The 17,689-nt window shown below is 58.7% G+C and carries 16 protein-coding genes; 13 read left to right on the forward strand and 3 right to left on the reverse strand.

Annotated elements, in window-relative coordinates:
• The first annotated feature begins 120 nt into the window (after window positions 1–120).
• The 4 genes from AC3IUF_RS27525 (at window position 121) to AC3IUF_RS27540 (ending at window position 4,237) form a co-directional block, all read left to right on the forward strand.
• Window positions 121–522 carry a lysozyme inhibitor LprI family protein gene (locus AC3IUF_RS27525; RefSeq protein ID WP_447787363.1) on the forward strand — a complete coding sequence of 134 codons (402 nt, stop codon included), beginning with the start codon at window positions 121–123 and terminating at the stop codon, window positions 520–522.
• A gap of 102 nt (window positions 523–624) precedes the next feature.
• The gene (locus AC3IUF_RS27530; protein ID WP_489279795.1) at window positions 625–948 is read left to right on the forward strand and encodes a helix-turn-helix domain-containing protein; all 324 of its coding nucleotides are present in this window, start codon (window positions 625–627) and stop codon (window positions 946–948) included.
• Window positions 949–977: 29 nt separating this feature from the next.
• Window positions 978–1,394 carry a DUF3010 family protein gene (locus tag AC3IUF_RS27535; protein ID WP_489279796.1) on the forward strand — a complete coding sequence of 139 codons (417 nt, stop codon included), beginning with the start codon at window positions 978–980 and terminating at the stop codon, window positions 1,392–1,394.
• A gap of 89 nt (window positions 1,395–1,483) precedes the next feature.
• A complete protein-coding gene (locus tag AC3IUF_RS27540; protein WP_489279798.1) occupies window positions 1,484–4,237 on the forward strand; it encodes an RHS repeat domain-containing protein in 2,754 nt (917 codons plus the stop codon).
• On the opposite strand, the gene AC3IUF_RS27545 is transcribed toward AC3IUF_RS27540, so the two are convergent.
• Window positions 4,234–5,223 (reverse strand): GlxA family transcriptional regulator, encoded by a 990-nt coding sequence (locus AC3IUF_RS27545; protein ID WP_489279800.1) that lies wholly within the window; start codon window positions 5,221–5,223, stop codon window positions 4,234–4,236. The genes AC3IUF_RS27540 and AC3IUF_RS27545 overlap by 4 nt on opposite strands.
• A gap of 192 nt (window positions 5,224–5,415) precedes the next feature.
• On the opposite strand from AC3IUF_RS27545, the gene AC3IUF_RS27550 reads away from it, so the two are divergent.
• The 6 genes from AC3IUF_RS27550 to AC3IUF_RS27575 all read left to right on the forward strand — a co-directional run bounded on the left by AC3IUF_RS27550 (window position 5,416) and on the right by AC3IUF_RS27575 (window position 10,954).
• Window positions 5,416–6,360, forward strand: a complete 945-nt coding sequence (locus AC3IUF_RS27550) for a choline ABC transporter substrate-binding protein (protein WP_489279802.1) — start codon at window positions 5,416–5,418, stop codon at window positions 6,358–6,360.
• 82 nt (window positions 6,361–6,442) lie between these two features.
• Window positions 6,443–7,330, forward strand: a complete 888-nt coding sequence (gene cdhC / locus AC3IUF_RS27555) for a 3-dehydrocarnitine:acetyl-CoA trimethylamine transferase CdhC (protein ID WP_016983621.1) — start codon at window positions 6,443–6,445, stop codon at window positions 7,328–7,330.
• A gap of 157 nt (window positions 7,331–7,487) precedes the next feature.
• Complete coding sequence (locus tag AC3IUF_RS27560; protein WP_095112755.1) at window positions 7,488–8,453, forward strand: L-carnitine dehydrogenase; 966 nt, start codon at window positions 7,488–7,490, stop codon at window positions 8,451–8,453.
• A 228-nt stretch (window positions 8,454–8,681) separates the two neighbouring features.
• Complete coding sequence (locus tag AC3IUF_RS27565; protein WP_095112756.1) at window positions 8,682–9,158, forward strand: thioesterase family protein; 477 nt, start codon at window positions 8,682–8,684, stop codon at window positions 9,156–9,158.
• Between the two features lie 24 nt (window positions 9,159–9,182).
• Entirely contained in the window at window positions 9,183–10,346 is a 1,164-nt protein-coding gene (locus tag AC3IUF_RS27570) for a gamma-butyrobetaine dioxygenase (protein ID WP_489279804.1), read from the forward strand.
• Window positions 10,347–10,690: 344 nt separating this feature from the next.
• The gene (locus tag AC3IUF_RS27575) at window positions 10,691–10,954 is read left to right on the forward strand and encodes a hypothetical protein (RefSeq protein WP_016983943.1); all 264 of its coding nucleotides are present in this window, start codon (window positions 10,691–10,693) and stop codon (window positions 10,952–10,954) included.
• A gap of 125 nt (window positions 10,955–11,079) precedes the next feature.
• Here AC3IUF_RS27575 and gbdR read toward each other — a convergent pair whose 3' ends face one another.
• Both gbdR and AC3IUF_RS27585 read right to left on the reverse strand, forming a co-directional pair.
• Entirely contained in the window at window positions 11,080–12,183 is a 1,104-nt protein-coding gene (gbdR, locus tag AC3IUF_RS27580; protein WP_007949927.1) for a choline metabolism transcriptional regulator GbdR, read from the reverse strand.
• 514 nt (window positions 12,184–12,697) lie between these two features.
• Window positions 12,698–14,074, reverse strand: a complete 1,377-nt coding sequence (locus AC3IUF_RS27585) for an L-serine ammonia-lyase (protein ID WP_095112759.1) — start codon at window positions 14,072–14,074, stop codon at window positions 12,698–12,700.
• 437 nt (window positions 14,075–14,511) lie between these two features.
• Between AC3IUF_RS27585 and AC3IUF_RS27590 the strand changes: the two genes are divergently transcribed.
• From AC3IUF_RS27590 to choV, 3 genes are all read left to right on the forward strand, one after another.
• Window positions 14,512–15,456, forward strand: a complete 945-nt coding sequence (locus AC3IUF_RS27590; RefSeq protein ID WP_007918300.1) for a choline ABC transporter substrate-binding protein — start codon at window positions 14,512–14,514, stop codon at window positions 15,454–15,456.
• A 66-nt stretch (window positions 15,457–15,522) separates the two neighbouring features.
• The gene (gene choW / locus AC3IUF_RS27595; protein WP_007918299.1) at window positions 15,523–16,368 is read left to right on the forward strand and encodes a choline ABC transporter permease subunit; all 846 of its coding nucleotides are present in this window, start codon (window positions 15,523–15,525) and stop codon (window positions 16,366–16,368) included.
• Entirely contained in the window at window positions 16,365–17,543 is a 1,179-nt protein-coding gene (gene choV, locus AC3IUF_RS27600; protein WP_007918297.1) for a choline ABC transporter ATP-binding protein, read from the forward strand. Before choW ends, choV begins: the two co-directional genes overlap by 4 nt.
• Window positions 17,544–17,689: the final 146 nt, after the last annotated feature.

Consider the following 17,689-nt stretch of genomic DNA (forward strand, 5'->3'; position numbering starts at 1 on the left):
AGCGTCAATCCGCGACAAAGGGTCGCCAGACGCTCCGATCAGCTACCTGTTCAAGCCCGCAAGCTTGAGCCAGAATCTCCGGCATCTTCGAAACACCACTGGATTAGAGCGGCGACAACAATGAAATCGATCTTCCTGGCTTTGGCTTTGATTGCGACCGGCGTACACGCCGCCGAAGAGTCCGACAACAACCCGTGCGACGCCGTCGAAAACGACGTCCAGACCCTGGAATGCTCGACCTACAGCCGCAGCACCGCCGAAGACCTGCTCAAGGACAACTACGCCAGCCTGACCGAACGCATGCAGACCGCGTACGGCAAAAACGCGACGCAACTGGCGGATATCACCGCCAAACTCAAAACCGCCCAGCAGCAGTGGCTGAAGACGCGGGATGCGGATTGCGCGGTGGAAGCGTTCCCGGCGACGGCGGGGAGCAAGGCGTTCACGATTGCGCAGAATGACTGCATCGCGAGGATGAGTGATGAACGGTCGGAGTTTTTGGAGTCGATTGGGCAGGAGTGATCCTGACTACTCGCAACAAGCCGTCAAACCTTGTTGATTGGTTTCGCGAGAAATATAAGCAAAGATTCTGAAATCTTATAAAAGACATATATTTCTCCGAAAATGAAGTTATCCACAGATATCCAAATCATCAACGACGCCGAGGGCAAACCGGCCTTCGTGGTCATTCCGTACGCGCAGTACGTTGCGCAAAAAATGCAGCCCGACCTGATTCCCCATGAGGTCGTCAGTCGGATGGTCGATGGGGCAACACCGATCCGTGCCTGGCGCGAACACCTCAACCTGACTCAGGAAGAAGTCGCCAAACGCATGGGCATTTCGCAACCGGCGTTTGCCCAGCAGGAAACGGTGTCCAAGCCACGTAAAGCGACACGCGAAAAAATTGCAGCGGCGTTCGGCATCACCGCCAATCAGCTAGAGCTGTAAGCTGCCCTCCTCACTTCAAGGAATTCCCCATGAACATCTGCGGCATCGAAATCAAAGGCAGCGAAGCGATCATCGCCGTGGCCGCTCTCGACGGTTCGACCCTGAGCCACACTCCCCTCGCCACCAAGAAGATCGCCCTCGAAGACGATGACGACGCGGCCAACGTGAAAGTGTTCGCGGCGCAACTGGCGTCGTTTGTGCGGGAGAATTCGGTTGATCGGATTGCGATCAAGAAGCGTAGCAAGAAGGGTGAGTTTGCCGGTGGGCCGACGACGTTCAAGATTGAGGGGATTTTGCAGTTGCTCGATGGTTGCGAGGTGACGTTGTTGTCGCCGCAGACGATCAATGCGCAGGCGAAGAAGCATAACTTTGAGCTGCCGGGGACGCTGAACAAGTATCAGCATGAGGCTTATAAAGCTGCCTGCTCAGCGTTGCTCAAGAAGTAAGGAGATTGCAGCACCTGTAATTTCTGACAGTGGTCAACCTGGTGAAAATAGCGCTACGTTGACACTTTCCAGCACCGCGGATTGGTCAAATGGCCGCATTCCAACACGGTAATATTCATCACGCGACTCCGAGTCTGATCGTGCAGGATTCACGCGGTCTGACGATTCGCAACGTGGCCTATTACCGCGCCGATCCCGCTGAAACGCCGGAGCCGCGTATTACCCGTCAGGTATATGGTCCGAACGGGCACTTGGCTGCGGTCTGGGACCCGCGTCAATGGATGAAGCGGGGCGCTCCAAATCTGACAACGCAGCACTCTCTTTCCGGTGTGCAACTGCTGAACGACAGTGTCGACGCTGGCTGGAAAGCGACAATGCCGGGCGCCGTCAGCGAACCTCGATTCGAATGGAATGGTCGACGCCACCAGCGTCGTATTGACTACGACGGCCAACTGCGTCCGACTGCCATTGCAGAACACCCTATCGACCAGCCGGCCGTTACTACGGAACGGCTGACTTACGCCAACAGCGACACTGGTTATGTGCTGAATAACCAGTGTGGCCGACTGGTTCGCCACGATGACACTGCTGGCTGTGTCCATTTCAATGATTACAACCTCGTAGGCACGAAGATCAGTGAGTCTCGACAGTTCTCAAGCGACGTGTCAGTTACCTACTGGCCCGAAGAACTACCGGATCGCGACAAAAAACTCGAAAGCGATGTTGCCGTCACTCGATGGACATTTAACACGCTAGGCGATCTGCTGATTCAATCGGATGCGCGCGCGAACCAACACCTTTTTACCTATGACATTGCAGGCCGGTTTGCCCAAATCAAACTCAGGCGACCATCGTGTCCCGACGCGGTTCTGATCAGCCATCGAGGTTACAACGCCAATGGCCAGATCGAGATTGAGACCTCAGGAAACGGGGTGGTTACAACTCGTCGATATGACGCTGAAAGCGATCGGTTAATCCAGCTCATGTCCGCGCGCACCGGTCATGTCTTACAGAACCTTGTTTACCGCTACGACCCTGTCGGCAATATCAGCCAGATCCAGGATTTGGTAGCGGTAACCCGCTACTTTAGAAGTCAGCGCACGGACGCCACCAGCCAATATCGCTATGACTCCCTGTCTCAATTGGTAGAAGCCTGCGGTCGTGAATGTGTTCCCGATAATCTGGTACCCGGCATACACCAGGCTCCCGCCATTAGCGCGAAATCGTCAAGCACTTACAAACAGAAGTTTTCCTACGATCGGGCGGGAAACTTAACGACCCTGATCCATGAGGGGCTTCGAGGCTACACCCGTGAAATGGTGACCACTCCTGCAAGCAACAGAAGTCTGCCCAAACCGGACGCGGGAGAACCGGACTTCATCAACAGCTTCGACAACAACGGCAATTTACTCACCTTGTCCTCGGGGACGCGTGTTCTGCACTGGGACTGTCGCAACCAACTTAGCGAGGTTGTCCACGTCCGCAGAGAAGATGAGCCTGACGATGATGAGTCATACCGTTACGACAGTCTCGGCCAGCGTCTACGCAAGGTTCTACGTCGCAAGACGAAATCCTCAACCGCTACGCGTGAAGTGCGTTATCTGCCGGGGCTGGAGATCCATATCAGGGGTGACGTGGAAGTGCGCCATGTCATGACGACGGACGCTGGAGATTGCAACGCGCGCGCGCTGCACTGGAAAGAAAAGCCACCTGCTGGCATCGCCAGCGATCAGCTCCGCTACAGCCTTGGCGATCACCTCGGGTCTTGCACGCTTGAGTTGGATGAGGCGGCGGCGGTGATTAGCCAAGAGGGTTACTACGCGTTCGGAGGCACAGCCTGGTGGATCGCCCGAAGTGAAACTGAAGCTCAATACAAGACCGTCCGGTACTCGGGCAAAGAACAGGATGCCACGGGGCTTTATTACTACGGGCTTCGTTATTACGCACCCTGGCTACTGCGGTGGATCAATCCGGATCCGGCTGGCGATATTGACGGCGTGAATCGCTACCGGATGGTGCAAAACAACCCGTTGCGGTTCAAGGATGACCAAGGCCTTTCGCCGGTTGAGCCGATCAATGAATACGAAAGGACAAACGCTGAAGCAGGACATGTGATTCTTTACCGACGAGCAAAAGATCTGCCTGAAAACGAGCGAAGGGAGTTCGAGAGTAACTACTCAACGATGCTCGATTTCACAAAAAATGCCATATCTGCTTTATCCGGGAAAAACCTGACATCCGAAACTCAGGCAAAGTTGCGGCACATTTACGGCAACAACCTGGATGAAGAACACCTCAAAACCGCCGCACACAAAGCCAACAAACAACTAAAAAAAGTTCTTCATGGGGCAGTGATTGATCAAGGAAAAGCAGATCGTTTTGTCTTTACCTCAAACCACCCTCTAAAGCCGGATCAAAGAGCAGTACGGAAAAAATTCAAATCCCAAGGTTCGGAAACAATCTACCTGAATCTCAAGGGCCGCCAACAATCGCCACCCCGCAACGCCGGCACCCTGTTCCACGAACTCAGTCATGTCCATGCCGGCACAAAAGACTTCTGGTATTTGTTTGCCGATTCGTCCCCTGACGATACAAAAGAGATGATCGACGCAAATATGGAAAAGGCCCTGCAGAAATCTTCATTGATCGCCAAAAACGGCCCCGACGTTTCAAAAATGAAAGAAAGGAATCGCGCCGCTGTAGCAAAACTAACTCAACGAGCAATGAACAGCTTTCATTCTCCGGACGAACAGGCGTTGGCCGCACAAATCGCTATCACGACCAAAAACGCTGACAGCCTGGCCGCCCTAGCTCTTCAGTTCAGATCTGGCGGTACTCACTAAGCAATCGGCGTGTCTTGGGGAGGCGAGACATCGACATCCTGCCGCCCCCCAACGCTTCGGCGGTCTTCGCGGGGGCAGCGGGCGAAGCGGGCGCGGTAGCTGCGGGTGAAGTACGACGGTGATTCGAAGCCGCAGGCGATGCTGACTTCGAGCACGCTCATGTCGGTCTGGCGCAGTAGCTGCCGGGCTTTTTCCAGGCGCAGATGCAGATAGAAATTGCTCGGCGTATCGTTCAAATGCAGCCGGAACAGGCGCTCCAGTTGCCGCCGCGTCACCTTGATCGATTCCGCCAATTGCAGCGTAGTCAGCGGCGGTTCGCTGTGCTGCTCCATCTCGCCGATCACCTGTACCAGTTTCTTGTTATTGATCCCGTAACGCGTGGCGACTTCCATGCGCTGGTGGTCTTTGCGTGGACGAATGCGCCCCAGCACAAACTGCTCGCTGACCTGAATCGCCAGTTGCGGCCCATGGGCCTGGGCGATCAGATCGAGCATTAGATCGATAGAAGCCGTACCGCCGGCCGAGGTGATTCGCCGGCGGTCGATCTCGAACAGCTCCTGGGTCACGCTGAGTTGTGGATAAGATTCCTTGAAGGCATCGATGGCTTCCCAGTGCAGGGTCAGGCGATGACCATCAAGCAGGCCCGCCTCAGCAAGGACGAAGCTGCCGGTGTCGATGGCGCCGAGGGTCACGCCTTCGTTGTCCAGCCGCCGCAACCAGTGTTCAAGGATTGGCGTGGCGAACTTCAGCGGTTCAAACCCGGCCACCACCAGCAGCGTCGCGCCTTTCTTCAGCGGTTCAAGCGCCGCGTCGGCGTTGACCGACATGCCATTGCTCGCCAGCACCGCCCCGCCGTCGGCGCTGAGCACATGCCAGCGATACAACTCGCCACGAAAACGGTTGGCCACGCGCAGCGGTTCAATTGCAGAGATAAAGCCAATGGCGGAGAACCCCGGCATCAGCAAGAAATAGAAATCCTGGGACATGTGCGCACTCGGTCGGCGGGTAGCGTGGCTCGTTGATACGCCGATTGTCGTCGGCGTTCAAGCGCACAGGTCGCTACAGTGCAAATGCCAGTCGCCGCAGTGCGCTTTTACGGGGGCATAGCTGCGTAACTTTGCATCACCGGCGCGTCAGACGCCGGGAACCACAATAAACGACCTGCCGAGGAACCCGACATGAAACGACTGATCAGCAGCTGTGTTCTTGCATTCAGCGGTACCGCTTTCTTCAGCGCCAGCGTCATGGCGGCCGAACCCGCCTCATGCCAGAACGTGCGCATGGGCGTGGTCAACTGGACCGACGTGATCGCCACCAGTGCCATGACCCAGGTCCTGCTCGACGGCCTCGGCTACAACACCAAACAAACCAGCGCCTCCCAGCAAATCATCTTCGCCGGGATCCGCGATCAGCGCCTGGACCTGTTCCTCGGTTACTGGAACCCGTTGATGACCCAGACCATTACCCCGTTCGTCGACGCCAATCAGGTCAAAGTCCTCGAAGCGCCGAGCCTGAAAGACGCCCGCGCCACCCTCGCCGTGCCGACTTACCTGGCGGACAAAGGCCTGAAAACCTTCGCCGACATCGCCAAGTTCGAAAAAGAACTGGGCGGCAAGATCTACGGCATCGAACCCGGTTCCGGCGCCAACACCCAGATCAAGGCGATGATCGCCAAGAACCAGTTCGGCCTCGGTAAATTCCAGTTGGTCGAATCCAGCGAGGCCGGGATGCTCGCTGCCGTCGACCGCGCCGTGCGCCGCAAAGAGGCTGTGGTGTTCTTCGGCTGGGCGCCGCACCCGATGAACGTCAACGTGCAGATGACCTATCTGACCGGCAGTGACGACGCTCTCGGCCCGAATGAAGGCATGGCCACCGTGTGGACCGTCACCTCGCCGAAATACGCCGAGCAGTGCCCGAACATCGGTCGCCTGCTGACCAACCTGACGTTCACCGCCGAGGACGAGAGCCGGATGATGCAGCCGCTGCTCGACCACAAGGACGCCTTCGAATCGGCCAGGCAATGGCTCAAGGATCACCCGGAAGACAAGCAGCGCTGGCTGGAAGGTGTGACCACGTTCGATGGCAAACCGGCCGCTGAAAACCTCCAGCTGACCAGCAAATAACCGCCACCCTCACCCTGACCGATGCTTCGCAGCCCCGAAAAGGGCTGCGGACAGACCCATCACGCCTGAAGGAAACCGCACCATGAACCACGACGTCATCATCACCTGCGCACTCACCGGTGCTGGCGACACGACCGCCAAGAGCCCACACGTGCCGGTCACCCCGAAACAGATCGCAGCGGCAGCCGTTGAAGCGGCCAAGGCCGGCGCCACCGTCGTGCACTGCCATGTGCGCGATCCGCAGACCGGCAAGTTCAGCCGCGACGTGGCGCTGTACCGCGAAGTGATGGAGCGCATCCGCGAGGCGGACGTCGACATCATCGTCAACCTCACCGCTGGCATGGGCGGCGACCTGGAGATCGGTGCTGGCGAGAACCCGATGGAGTTCGGCCCGAACACTGATCTGGTTGGCCCGCTGACCCGTCTCGCTCACGTTGAAGAGTTGCTGCCGGAAATCTGCACCCTCGACTGCGGCACGCTGAACTTCGGCGATGGCGACACCATTTACGTCTCCACCCCGGCGCAACTGCGTGCTGGCGCCAAGCGCATCACCGAGCTGGGCGTGAAGGCTGAGCTGGAGATTTTCGACACCGGGCATCTGTGGTTCGCCAAGCAGATGATCAAGGAAGGTTTGCTCGATAACCCGCTGTTCCAGTTATGCCTGGGCATTCCGTGGGGCGCCCCGGCGGACACCACCACCATGAAAGCCATGGTCGATAACTTGCCGGCGGATGCGGTGTGGGCCGGGTTCGGGATTGGCCGGATGCAGATGCCAATGGCGGCGCAAGCGGTGCTGCTCGGCGGCAACGTGCGGGTCGGGCTGGAAGACAACCTGTGGCTGGACAAAGGTGTGCTGGCGACCAATGGCCAACTGGTCGAGCGCGCCACAGAAATCCTCAGCCGCCTCGGCGCGCGCGTGCTGACCCCGGCAGAGGGCCGCAAAAAGATGGGCCTGACCCAGCGCGGTTAACCCTCAGCTCAAAAAACGGGGCTCTAACTGCCCCCAAATTTCACCTGTAGGAGCTGCCGAAGGCTGCGATCTTTTGATTTTGTTTCTCAAGATCAAGATCAAAAGATCGCAGCCTTCGGCAGCTCCTACAGGGATTACTTTCCACGGGAAAATTCCTATGAGCTTTATCACCGAAATCAAAACCTTCGCTGCGCTGGGCAGCGGTGTCATCGGCAGCGGCTGGGTGGCCCGTGCCCTCGCCCATGGCCTCGACGTGGTGGCCTGGGACCCGGCGCCCGGTGCCGAAGCGGCACTGCGCAAACGCGTGGCCAATGCCTGGGGGGCGCTGGAGAAAAACGGTCTGGCGCCGGGCGCTTCGCAGGATCGTCTGCGCTTCGTCGCGACCATCGAAGAATGCGTGCGCGATGCCGACTTCATTCAAGAAAGCGCCCCGGAACGTCTGGAGCTGAAACTTGATCTGCACAGCAAAATCAGTGCGGCAGCCAAGCCGAATGCGTTGATCGGCTCAAGCACTTCGGGCTTGTTACCGAGCGAGTTCTATGAGAGTTCGACGCATCCGGAACGCTGCGTGGTCGGCCACCCGTTCAACCCGGTTTATCTGTTGCCGCTGGTGGAAGTGGTCGGTGGCAAGAACACCGCGCCGGAAGCTGTGCAGGCGGCCATGAAGGTTTATGAGTCCCTCGGCATGCGCCCGTTGCACGTACGCAAGGAAGTGCCCGGTTTTATCGCCGACCGCTTGCTCGAAGCGCTGTGGCGTGAGGCATTGCACTTGGTTAACGACGGTGTCGCGACCACTGGCGAGATCGATGATGCGATCCGTTTTGGCGCCGGGTTGCGCTGGTCGTTCATGGGTACATTCCTCACTTACACGCTGGCTGGGGGTGACGCAGGCATGCGCCACTTCATGTCGCAATTCGGCCCGGCGTTGCAGTTGCCGTGGACGTATCTGCCGGCGCCGGAGCTGACTGACAAGTTGATTGATGATGTGGTCGATGGCACCAGTGATCAGCTCGGTCGTCACAGCATTTCGGCGCTGGAGCGCTATCGTGATGATTGCTTGCTGGCGGTGCTGGAGGCGGTGAAGAGCACCAAGGAGAAGCATGGGATGAGTTTCAGCGAGTGATGTGTCTGGCATGACATCGCTGCCCTCACCCTAGACCTCTCCCGGGGGGAGAGGGAACTGACCGTGGTGTTTTTGCGAGCTACGCCGACTTGCACTACTGAGTCGAACTCAAGACTTGAAAGACTTGAAGATCTGCTCCCTTTCCCCCTCGCCCCCCTTGGGGGATAGGGCTGGGGTGAGGGGGTAGCTCTTGATCTTAACGACCCGCCAACTGCCGGAACCCAAACCATGCCCCACCTCACCACCTACCAAACCAAAGTCATCCTCGACTGGGTCGACTACAACGGCCACCTGCGCGACGCCTTCTACCTGCTGATTTTCAGCTACGCCACCGACGCCCTGATGGACCGCCTCGGCATGGACAGCAACCACCGCGAAGCCAGCGGCCACTCGCTGTTCACCCTCGAACTGCACCTCAATTATCTGCACGAAGTGAAGCTCGACACCGAGGTCGAAGTGCACACGCAAATCATCGGTCACGACAGCAAACGTCTGCACCTCTATCACAGCCTGCACAAGGTCGGTGATGCGCAAGAGCTGGCCGGCAACGAACAGATGCTGCTGCACGTCGACCTCGCCGGCCCGCGCTCGGCGCTGTTCAGCCCGGACACCTTGAACCGCCTGCAAGACATCATCGCCGAGCAGAAAGACTTGCCCGCTCCCGCTTACATCGGCCGCGTCATCGCGCTGCCACCTGCAAGGTAAATCCATCAATCGCAAGGAGCCGCTATGAACACCGCTGCCGCTGTTGCCGATTTCCGTACTTATCCGTTGATCAGCGCGCTAAGCGGCGTGCAGACCCTGGCGGATCGCGTTGCCATCGCCTGGGCTGACGGTCGCGTCAGCCCGTTTCACCATGTCTGGTTGCGGGACAATTGCCCGTGCCCGAAGTGCGTCTACAACGTCACCCGCGAACAGGTGTTCGAGATTGTCGACGCCGCTGAAGACCTCAAGCCTGTCGCCGCGCATATCGATACTGACGGCTGCCTGCGCATTGACTGGCAGGACGGCCACCTCAGCCGCTTCGATCCCGGTTGGTTACGCGCACACGCCTACGACGATGATTCCCGCGCCGAACGTCTGGCGGGCAAACCCAAGTCTTACCTGTGGCACAGCGATTTGCAGTTGCCGGTGTTCGACTATTCGGCACTGATGAACGACAACGCCACCCTGCTGCAATGGATGATCGCCATTCGCGACATTGGCCTGACGCAGGTGCGCGGTGTGCCCACTGAACCCGGCTCGCTGAAACTCATCGCGCAGCGCATTTCATTCATCCGCGAGAGCAACTTCGGCGTGCTGTTCAACGTGCAATCCAAAGCCGATGCCGACAGCAATGCCTACACCGCTTTCAACCTGCCCTTGCACACGGATCTGCCAACTCGCGAGCTGCAACCGGGGCTGCAATTTCTGCATTGCCTGGTAAACGCCGCCGAGGGTGGCGAGAGTATTTTTGTCGATGGCTTTGCGATTGCCGATGCGTTGCGCAGTGAAGACCCGGCGTCGTTTCAGGCCTTGTGTGAAATCCCGGTGGAGTTTCGCAACAAGGACCGCCACAGCGACTATCGCTGCCTGGCGCCGATCATTGCGTTGGATGCCTTGGGACGCGTGACGGAGATTCGTATGGCGAACTTTCTGCGCGGCGCATTTGATACGTCGGTGGAGCAGATGCCGGTGCTGTATCGGGCTTATCGGCAGTTTATTGCGATGACCCGTGAGCCACGGTTTCGGCTCATGCAAAGGCTCAATCCCGGTGAGCTTTGGTGCTTCGATAACCGCCGCACCTTGCATGCGCGCAATGCGTTTGACCCGGCGACCGGGGCACGGCATTTTCAGGGTTGCTATGTCGACCGGGATGAGTTGTTGTCGCGGATTCTGGTGTTGCAGCGCTAGACCATAAAAAGATCGCAGCCTTCGGCAGCTCCTACAGGGAAATGCATTCCAATGCAGGAGCTGCCGAAGGCTGCGATCTTTGCTTTTCAGCAGGCAAAAAAAGCCCCGATACCAGCCGTGACTGGATCGGGGCTCAAGCTACTGTTGAGGAGCTGCCGTGCGAGGGTGACCAAACCTTCGTGTTGCAAGCTGAGTTCAGTGTGCCCACTCCCTTGAGCGGCAAGTTAGCCGAAAACGACCTGTTCATAGCCGTCGCAGCCACTGCGACAAAACGCCCTTGCCGTGCCCCGGCGTGGCTACCAGAATCGAGCCACGACCTCCGTTATTGAAGAAGGATGCGCGTCATGATGTATGCCGATTTGATCGATCAGGAAGATTTGTTGGGCCAGCTCAAGGCGTTGGGTATTCAAGTACCCAGTGGCACGACCGCCGATCAGGCCTGCGAGTGCGCGGTGCGCGGTCTGGATAATGTGCGCGCGTTTGAACTGCGCAAGATGGTCAAGGACATGTACACCAGCGGCGCCAGCATCCAGCCGGCGGTGCGGCAGGCGATCGACAAGCAGTTGTTGCCGGCATTGGCGGACTACCAGCAAAGCCATAGCGCCTGACGTTGCTCACCTGATCGTTCCCACGCTCCGCGTGGGAATGCCTCAACGGACGCTCCGCGTTCGGCCTCTTGGGACGCAGAGCGTCCCGGGCTGCGTTCCCACGCAGAGCGTGGGAACGATCCTCATCAGAGCCTTACGCTGGCAAACGTCGACTCATTACGCGCCTGACTCAACGCCGACATCGGCCCCGACAGCGGCGACATCACGATGGCCTGCGGCAGCGGCAACATCGCCACTTGTTGAGTGGTGTTGGAACCTACGCGCTCGTCACGCGGCGGAATGCCGAAGTATTCGCGGTAGCACTTGGAGAAGTGCGGCGTCGAGACGAAACCACACACCGACGCCACTTCGATGATCGACATCGGCGTTTGCTTGAGCAATTGCCGGGCGCGGATCAGGCGCAGCTTCAAGTAGTAACGCGACGGCGAGCAGTGCAGGTATTTCTGGAACAACCGCTCCAGCTGTCGACGCGACACAGCGACGTACACCGCCAATTCATCGAGGTCGATCGGCTCTTCGAGGTTGGCTTCCATCAGCGCGACGATTTCCTGCAGCTTCGGCTGATTGGTGCCGAGCATGTGCTTGAGCGGCACACGCTGGTGATCTTGTTCATTGCGGATACGTTCGTAGACGAACATTTCCGAGATCGCGGCGGACAGCTCGCGACCATGATCGCGGCTGATCAGGTGCAGCATCATGTCCAGCGGCGCGGTGCCACCGGAGCTGGTGAAACGATTACGGTCGAGGGTAAACAAACGCGTGCTCATGGCCACGCGCGGGAAAGCTTCCTGCATCGCCGCCAGACATTCCCAGTGCACGCTGCAATCGAAACCGTCGAGCAGGCCGGCGCAGGCCAAAGCCCAACTGCCGGTGCACACGGCGCCGAGACGCTTGGACTGACGCGCCTGGCTTTGCAGCCAGGAGACGTGTTCACGAGTCACGGTACGCTGAATGCCGATACCGCCGCAGACAATCACGGTGTCCAGCGGTGGCGCTTTGTGCATGGACGCGTCGGGAGTGATTTGCAGACCGTCACTGGCCCACACTTGGCCACCATCAACGGTGAGGGTGCTCCAGCGATACAGCTCGCGACCGGACAATTGGTTGGCCATGCGTAGAGGTTCTACTGCGGAGGCCAGAGAAATCAGCGTGAAATTGTCCAGCAGCAGAAAGCCGATGGATTGAGGCGCACGGTTCTGGGGTTGGGCCCCGGAGTTGAACGACGTCATCGCGGTATCTCCTCACACAAAGCGGGTGATGGCCTCAGGCGGAGGCTCTTGTTATTGCCAGCGTTCTCGCGTGGGAGACGGGCTTTGTTATGACAGAGCAATTGCCATGCCTAAAATTGGATGGCCGTTCAATAACTCCTGAAAACGACGTCGCGACGTGTCTATACGAGACGTCCGACAAAAGGTATTTCGAAGTGCCATCAGCGTGGCTGAAAGCCCTGCCCCGCAGCGTGTGAGCAAATCGGTAGCACTTGTGGGAACTGGCCTGCGCGCGGTTTGAGGGGAGTGTCACCGCAAGCACGGGTGACGGACGGTCAGGGCGCGGATCGTATGTAACAGGTGGGAAAGACTCTTATCTGTTTGCGACGCGCTAAAAGGTGGCGTGATTTATTGTCCGTGTTCACTTGGTGAGCAGTTTTGACTGGTCTGACGCTATCGCGAGCAGGCTCACTCCTACAATTGGAATGCGTTCCCCTGTAGGAGTGAGCCTGCTCGCGATTGGGGCAACGCGGTCTCAGCACTCAACCGCGCTGACCGCCAACCCACCACGCGATGTCTCTTTATATTTGTCATGCATGTCGGCGCCGGTATCACGCATGGTGCGGATCACCCGGTCCAGCGAAATAAAATGCTGACCATCCCCCCGCAAAGCCATCTGCGCCGCGTTGATCGCCTTCACGGCGGCGATCGCATTGCGCTCGATGCACGGCACTTGCACCAGGCCACCGACCGGATCGCAGGTCAGCCCAAGGTTATGTTCCAGGCCAATCTCCGCCGCGTTGCACAACTGCTCCGGCGTAGCGCCAAGAATCTCCGCCAGCCCCGCCGCCGCCATCGCGCAGGCAGAACCGACTTCGCCCTGACAGCCCACCTCAGCGCCCGAGATCGAAGCATTCTTCTTGCACAGAATCCCCACCGCCGCCGCACCGAGGAAGTAGTCGACCACGTTGGCGTCCGTCACCGCTTCGCTGAACTTCATAAAGTAGTGCAGCACCGCCGGAATGATTCCCGCAGCGCCATTGGTCGGCGCCGTGACCATGCGCCCGCCGGCCGCATTCTCTTCATTAACAGCCAGTGCAAACAGGTTGACCCACTCCATCGCGCTCAGCGTCGAGCCGATCACATTGGGTTTGCCCAACTCCTGAAGACTGCGATGCAACTTCGCCGCGCGCCGACGCACATTCAATCCGCCGGGCAGGATGCCTTCGTGTTTCAAACCCTGCTCGACGCAATCCTGCATCGCCCGCCACAGCTTCATCAGCCCGGCGCGGATTTCTTCCTCGCTGCGCCAGACTTTTTCGTTGGCCATCATCAATTCAGCGACGCGAAGATTGTTCCGCTTGCACAACTCCAGCAACTCGACCGCGCTGGAAAAGTCATAAGGCAATTCAGTGCGATCCAGATCAACGACGCCGCTGGACGCCTGCGCTTGATCGACGACAAAACCACCGCCCACCGAATAGTAGGTGTCGCGATGCAGTTCGCCGTGATCACCCTCGGCCACAATCGTCATGGCATTGGGGTGGAACGGCAGGTTCTCGTCGATCAGGCGCATGTCCCGCGCCCAGACAAACGGCACCGACAAACGACCATCCAATAGAAGGGTATGAGTTTCACGCAGCGCCTGGATGCGCGGGCCGATCTGCGACGGGTCGATTGCGTCCGGCCACTCGCCCATCAAGCCCATGATCACCGCGTTGTCGCTGCCGTGACCGATACCGGTAGCAGACAGCGACCCGAACAATTGCACTTCTATACGGCGCACCTGTTCCAGTTGGTGCTTGTCCCGTAGCGACTCGACGAACAACGCCGCGGCGCGCATGGGTCCGACGGTGTGGGAACTGGAAGGGCCGATGCCGATTTTGAACAGGTCGAAAACACTGATAGCCATTGCTGCAGAGCTCCTGAGGATGCCGGTCCGGGACGCAAAAGCGCCCGCTGGCGGAGCTGCTACGCTCAAGCTGCGATCCGCCGGAATGCCCGCATCATCAGGCTTTTGTCCGGACGCACGGCGTCTGACACCGACGCACTCATGTCCACCAGCGCCGCGCCGTTTTCGCCCCGGTTTTTCGCCGTTTTTGTACGGTTCAGATGGCCATTCGGGGCTGAAAAAAGCTGTAAGCGACGTCACTGACACTGGATGCGACCATCCCTGTACTGGATACGACCCCCCCTGTAGGCGTCAGATTTTCACTGGTACATGATCGTTATGACTCGATTGCAAGGCGCCGTGGTAGAGCTGTCTCCAGAACGCCATCCAACCGCAACCTATAAGTGCGGTGGTCCACAGTCGGAACACTGCCAAAAAAAACACCAAGGAGTCCATCCATGAAAGGTTCCCCGTCGTTGTTGTTGGCCGCCATGCTGAGTCTGCCGTTACTGGCGCAAGCTGCAGAACCGGCACAGTGCAGTACCGTTAACTTCTCTGATGTCGGCTGGACCGACATTACCGCCACCACCGCTACCACCTCTGTTGTGCTCAACGCCCTCGGCTACAAAACCAAGACCACCATGATCTCCGTGCCCGTGACCTACAAGTCGCTGGCCGACGGCAAGAACATGGACGTGTTCCTCGGCAACTGGATGCCGACCATGGAAAACGACATCAAGGCCTACCGCGACGCGGGCACCGTGGAAACCGTGCGCACCAACCTCAAGGGCGCCAAATACACCCTCGCCGTGCCGCAAGCCCTGTATGACAAAGGTCTGCATGACTTCGCCGACATCGCCAAATTCAAGAAAGAGCTCGACGGCAAGATCTACGGCATCGAGCCTGGCAACGACGGCAACCGTCTGATCCAGAGCATGATCGACAAGGACGCCTTCGGCCTGAAGACCGCCGGTTTCAAAGTCGTCGAATCATCGGAAGCGGGCATGCTCTCGCAGGTGGATCGCGCGCAAAAACGCGACACAGCGGTGGTCTTCCTCGGCTGGGCGCCGCACCCGATGAACAAGCGCTTCAAGATTCAATACCTGACCGGTGGCGATGATTTCTTCGGCCCCGATTTCGGTGCTGCAACCGTGGCGACCAACACCCGCAAGGGTTACGCCGAGGAATGCAGCAACGTTGGTCAGTTGCTGAAGAACCTGGAGTTCACCGTCGACATGGAAAGCGAACTGATGGGCAACATTCTCGACGACAAGATGAAGCCTGACGCGGCCGCCAAGGCCTGGCTGAAAAAGAATCCACAAGTGCTCGATACCTGGCTCGCTGGCGTGACCACCATTGACGGTAAACCTGGCCTGGAGGCCGTGAAAGCCAAGCTTCAGTAATCGCTTATGCCGGGCGGGTTCGCCCGCCCGGGCTGTTTATTTCCTTGCATGCGGACGTTCACTACCATGCTGATTGATCAGAAAATACCTTTAGGCCAGTACATCGCGGGCTTCGTTGAATGGTTGACGCAACACGGCGCCAACACCTTCGACGCAATCGCCGTGACCCTGGAAACGATGATCCACGGCGTGACGTTTGCGCTGACCTGGTTCAACCCACTGGTCTTGATTGGCCTGATCGCACTACTCGCTCACTTCATTCAGCGTAAATGGGGCCTGACCGCGTTCGTCATCGCCTCCTTCCTGCTGATCCTCAATCTGGGGTACTGGCAGGAGACCATGGAAACCCTCGCCCAGGTCATGTTCGCGACCCTGGTCTGCGTGGTCATCGGCGTGCCGCTGGGCATCGTCGCCGCGCACAAACCGATGTTCTACACGGTCATGCGTCCGGTACTCGATCTGATGCAGACCGTACCGACCTTCGTTTACCTCATTCCTACCCTGACCCTCTTCGGGCTGGGTGTGGTGCCAGGCCTGATCTCCACGGTGGTGTTCGCCATCGCTGCGCCGATCCGCCTGACCTACCTGGGCATCCGCGATGTCCCGCAAGAACTGATGGACGCCGGCAAGGCCTTTGGCTGCTCGCGTCGTCAACTGCTCTCACGGATCGAACTGCCTCACGCCATGCCGAGCATCGCAGCCGGCATCACCCAGTGCATCATGCTGTCGTTGTCGATGGTGGTGATCGCGGCACTGGTAGGCGCCGACGGACTCGGCAAACCGGTGGTCAACGCACTGAACACTGCTGATATCGCCCTGGGCTTCGAAGCGGGCCTGGCGATCGTACTGCTGGCGATCATGCTCGACCGTATCTGCAAACAACCCGACGCCAAAGTAGGGGGTGACGCATGAGCATAATTCGCTTCGAAGACGTCGACGTAATCTTCTCCAAAGATCCACGCGAGGCACTCAAGCTGCTCGATCAGGGCATGACCCGCAACGAGATCCTGAAGAAGACCGGCCAGATCGTCGGCGTGGAAAAAGCCTCGCTGGACATCAACAAAGGCGAAATCTGCGTGCTGATGGGCTTGTCGGGTTCCGGCAAGTCGAGCCTGCTGCGCTGCATCAACGGCCTCAACACCGTGAGCCGCGGCAAGCTGTTCGTCGAGCATGAAAACCGCCAGATCGACATCGCCTCCTGCACCCCGGCCGAGCTGAAAATGATGCGCACCAAACGCATCGCCATGGTGTTCCAGAAGTTCGCCCTGATGCCGTGGCTGACGGTGCGCGAGAACATCAGTTTCGGTCTGGAAATGCAGGGCCGTCCGGAGAAGGAACGCAAGAAACTGGTCGATGAAAAACTCGAACTGGTTGGCCTGACCCAATGGCGCAACAAGAAGCCGGACGAACTCTCCGGCGGCATGCAGCAGCGTGTCGGTCTGGCGCGGGCACTGGCGATGGACGCCGACATTCTGCTGATGGACGAACCGTTCTCGGCGCTCGACCCGCTGATCCGTCAGGGTCTGCAGGATGAACTGCTGGAACTGCAACGCAAGCTGAGCAAGACCATCGTGTTCGTGAGTCACGACCTCGACGAGGCGCTGAAACTCGGTAGCCGCATCGCGATCATGAAAGACGGCCGGATCATCCAGTACAGCGTGCCGGAAGAGATCGTGCTGAACCCGGCGGACGACTATGTGCGTACCTTCGTCGCACACACCAATCCGCTCAATGTGCTCTGCGGTCGCAGCCTGATGCGCACGCTGGACAAGTGCAAACGCATCAATGGTTCGGTGTGCCTGGATCCGGGTGGCGATTCGTGGCTGGACCTGGCCGAAGGCAACACCATCAAAGGCGCGCGGCAGAATGGTTCAGTGCTGAACCTGCAGAACTGGGCACCGGGGCAAGCGGTGGAAGGCCTGGAGCGCAAGCCGACGCTGGTGGATTCGAATATCGGCATGCGCGATGCGTTGCAGATTCGTTATCAGACCGGCAACAAGCTGGTGCTGCACGATGACAATCATGTGGTGGGGATCCTGGGCGACAGCGAGTTGTATCACGCGTTGCTGGGCAAGAACCTCGGTTAAGGAAGGATAAAAAAAGGGATCGCGGTGAGCGATCCCTGATCGTTCCCACGCTCTGCGTGGGAATGCAGCCCGGGACGCTCCGAGTCCCACAACAGCGGACGCGGAGCGTCCATTGATGCGTTCCCACGCGGAGCGTGGGAACGCAT

It is taken from the genome of Pseudomonas sp. KH_040, assembly GCF_057839305.1.

Excerpts from the sequence above, each read along its gene's own strand:
- AC3IUF_RS27525 (WP_447787363.1), top strand. The coding sequence starts at position 121 with ATGAAATCGATCTTCCTGGCTTTGGCTTTGATTGCGACCGGCGTACAC.
- AC3IUF_RS27530 (WP_489279795.1), top strand. The coding sequence starts at position 625 with ATGAAGTTATCCACAGATATCCAAATCATCAACGACGCCGAGGGCAAA.
- AC3IUF_RS27535 (WP_489279796.1), top strand. The coding sequence starts at position 978 with ATGAACATCTGCGGCATCGAAATCAAAGGCAGCGAAGCGATCATCGCC.
- AC3IUF_RS27540 (WP_489279798.1), top strand. The coding sequence starts at position 1,484 with ATGGCCGCATTCCAACACGGTAATATTCATCACGCGACTCCGAGTCTG.
- AC3IUF_RS27545 (WP_489279800.1), bottom strand. The coding sequence starts at position 5,223 with ATGTCCCAGGATTTCTATTTCTTGCTGATGCCGGGGTTCTCCGCCATT.
- AC3IUF_RS27550 (WP_489279802.1), top strand. The coding sequence starts at position 5,416 with ATGAAACGACTGATCAGCAGCTGTGTTCTTGCATTCAGCGGTACCGCT.
- cdhC (WP_016983621.1), top strand. The coding sequence starts at position 6,443 with ATGAACCACGACGTCATCATCACCTGCGCACTCACCGGTGCTGGCGAC.
- AC3IUF_RS27560 (WP_095112755.1), top strand. The coding sequence starts at position 7,488 with ATGAGCTTTATCACCGAAATCAAAACCTTCGCTGCGCTGGGCAGCGGT.
- AC3IUF_RS27565 (WP_095112756.1), top strand. The coding sequence starts at position 8,682 with ATGCCCCACCTCACCACCTACCAAACCAAAGTCATCCTCGACTGGGTC.
- AC3IUF_RS27570 (WP_489279804.1), top strand. The coding sequence starts at position 9,183 with ATGAACACCGCTGCCGCTGTTGCCGATTTCCGTACTTATCCGTTGATC.
- AC3IUF_RS27575 (WP_016983943.1), top strand. The coding sequence starts at position 10,691 with ATGATGTATGCCGATTTGATCGATCAGGAAGATTTGTTGGGCCAGCTC.
- gbdR (WP_007949927.1), bottom strand. The coding sequence starts at position 12,183 with ATGACGTCGTTCAACTCCGGGGCCCAACCCCAGAACCGTGCGCCTCAA.
- AC3IUF_RS27585 (WP_095112759.1), bottom strand. The coding sequence starts at position 14,074 with ATGGCTATCAGTGTTTTCGACCTGTTCAAAATCGGCATCGGCCCTTCC.
- AC3IUF_RS27590 (WP_007918300.1), top strand. The coding sequence starts at position 14,512 with ATGAAAGGTTCCCCGTCGTTGTTGTTGGCCGCCATGCTGAGTCTGCCG.
- choW (WP_007918299.1), top strand. The coding sequence starts at position 15,523 with ATGCTGATTGATCAGAAAATACCTTTAGGCCAGTACATCGCGGGCTTC.
- choV (WP_007918297.1), top strand. The coding sequence starts at position 16,365 with ATGAGCATAATTCGCTTCGAAGACGTCGACGTAATCTTCTCCAAAGAT.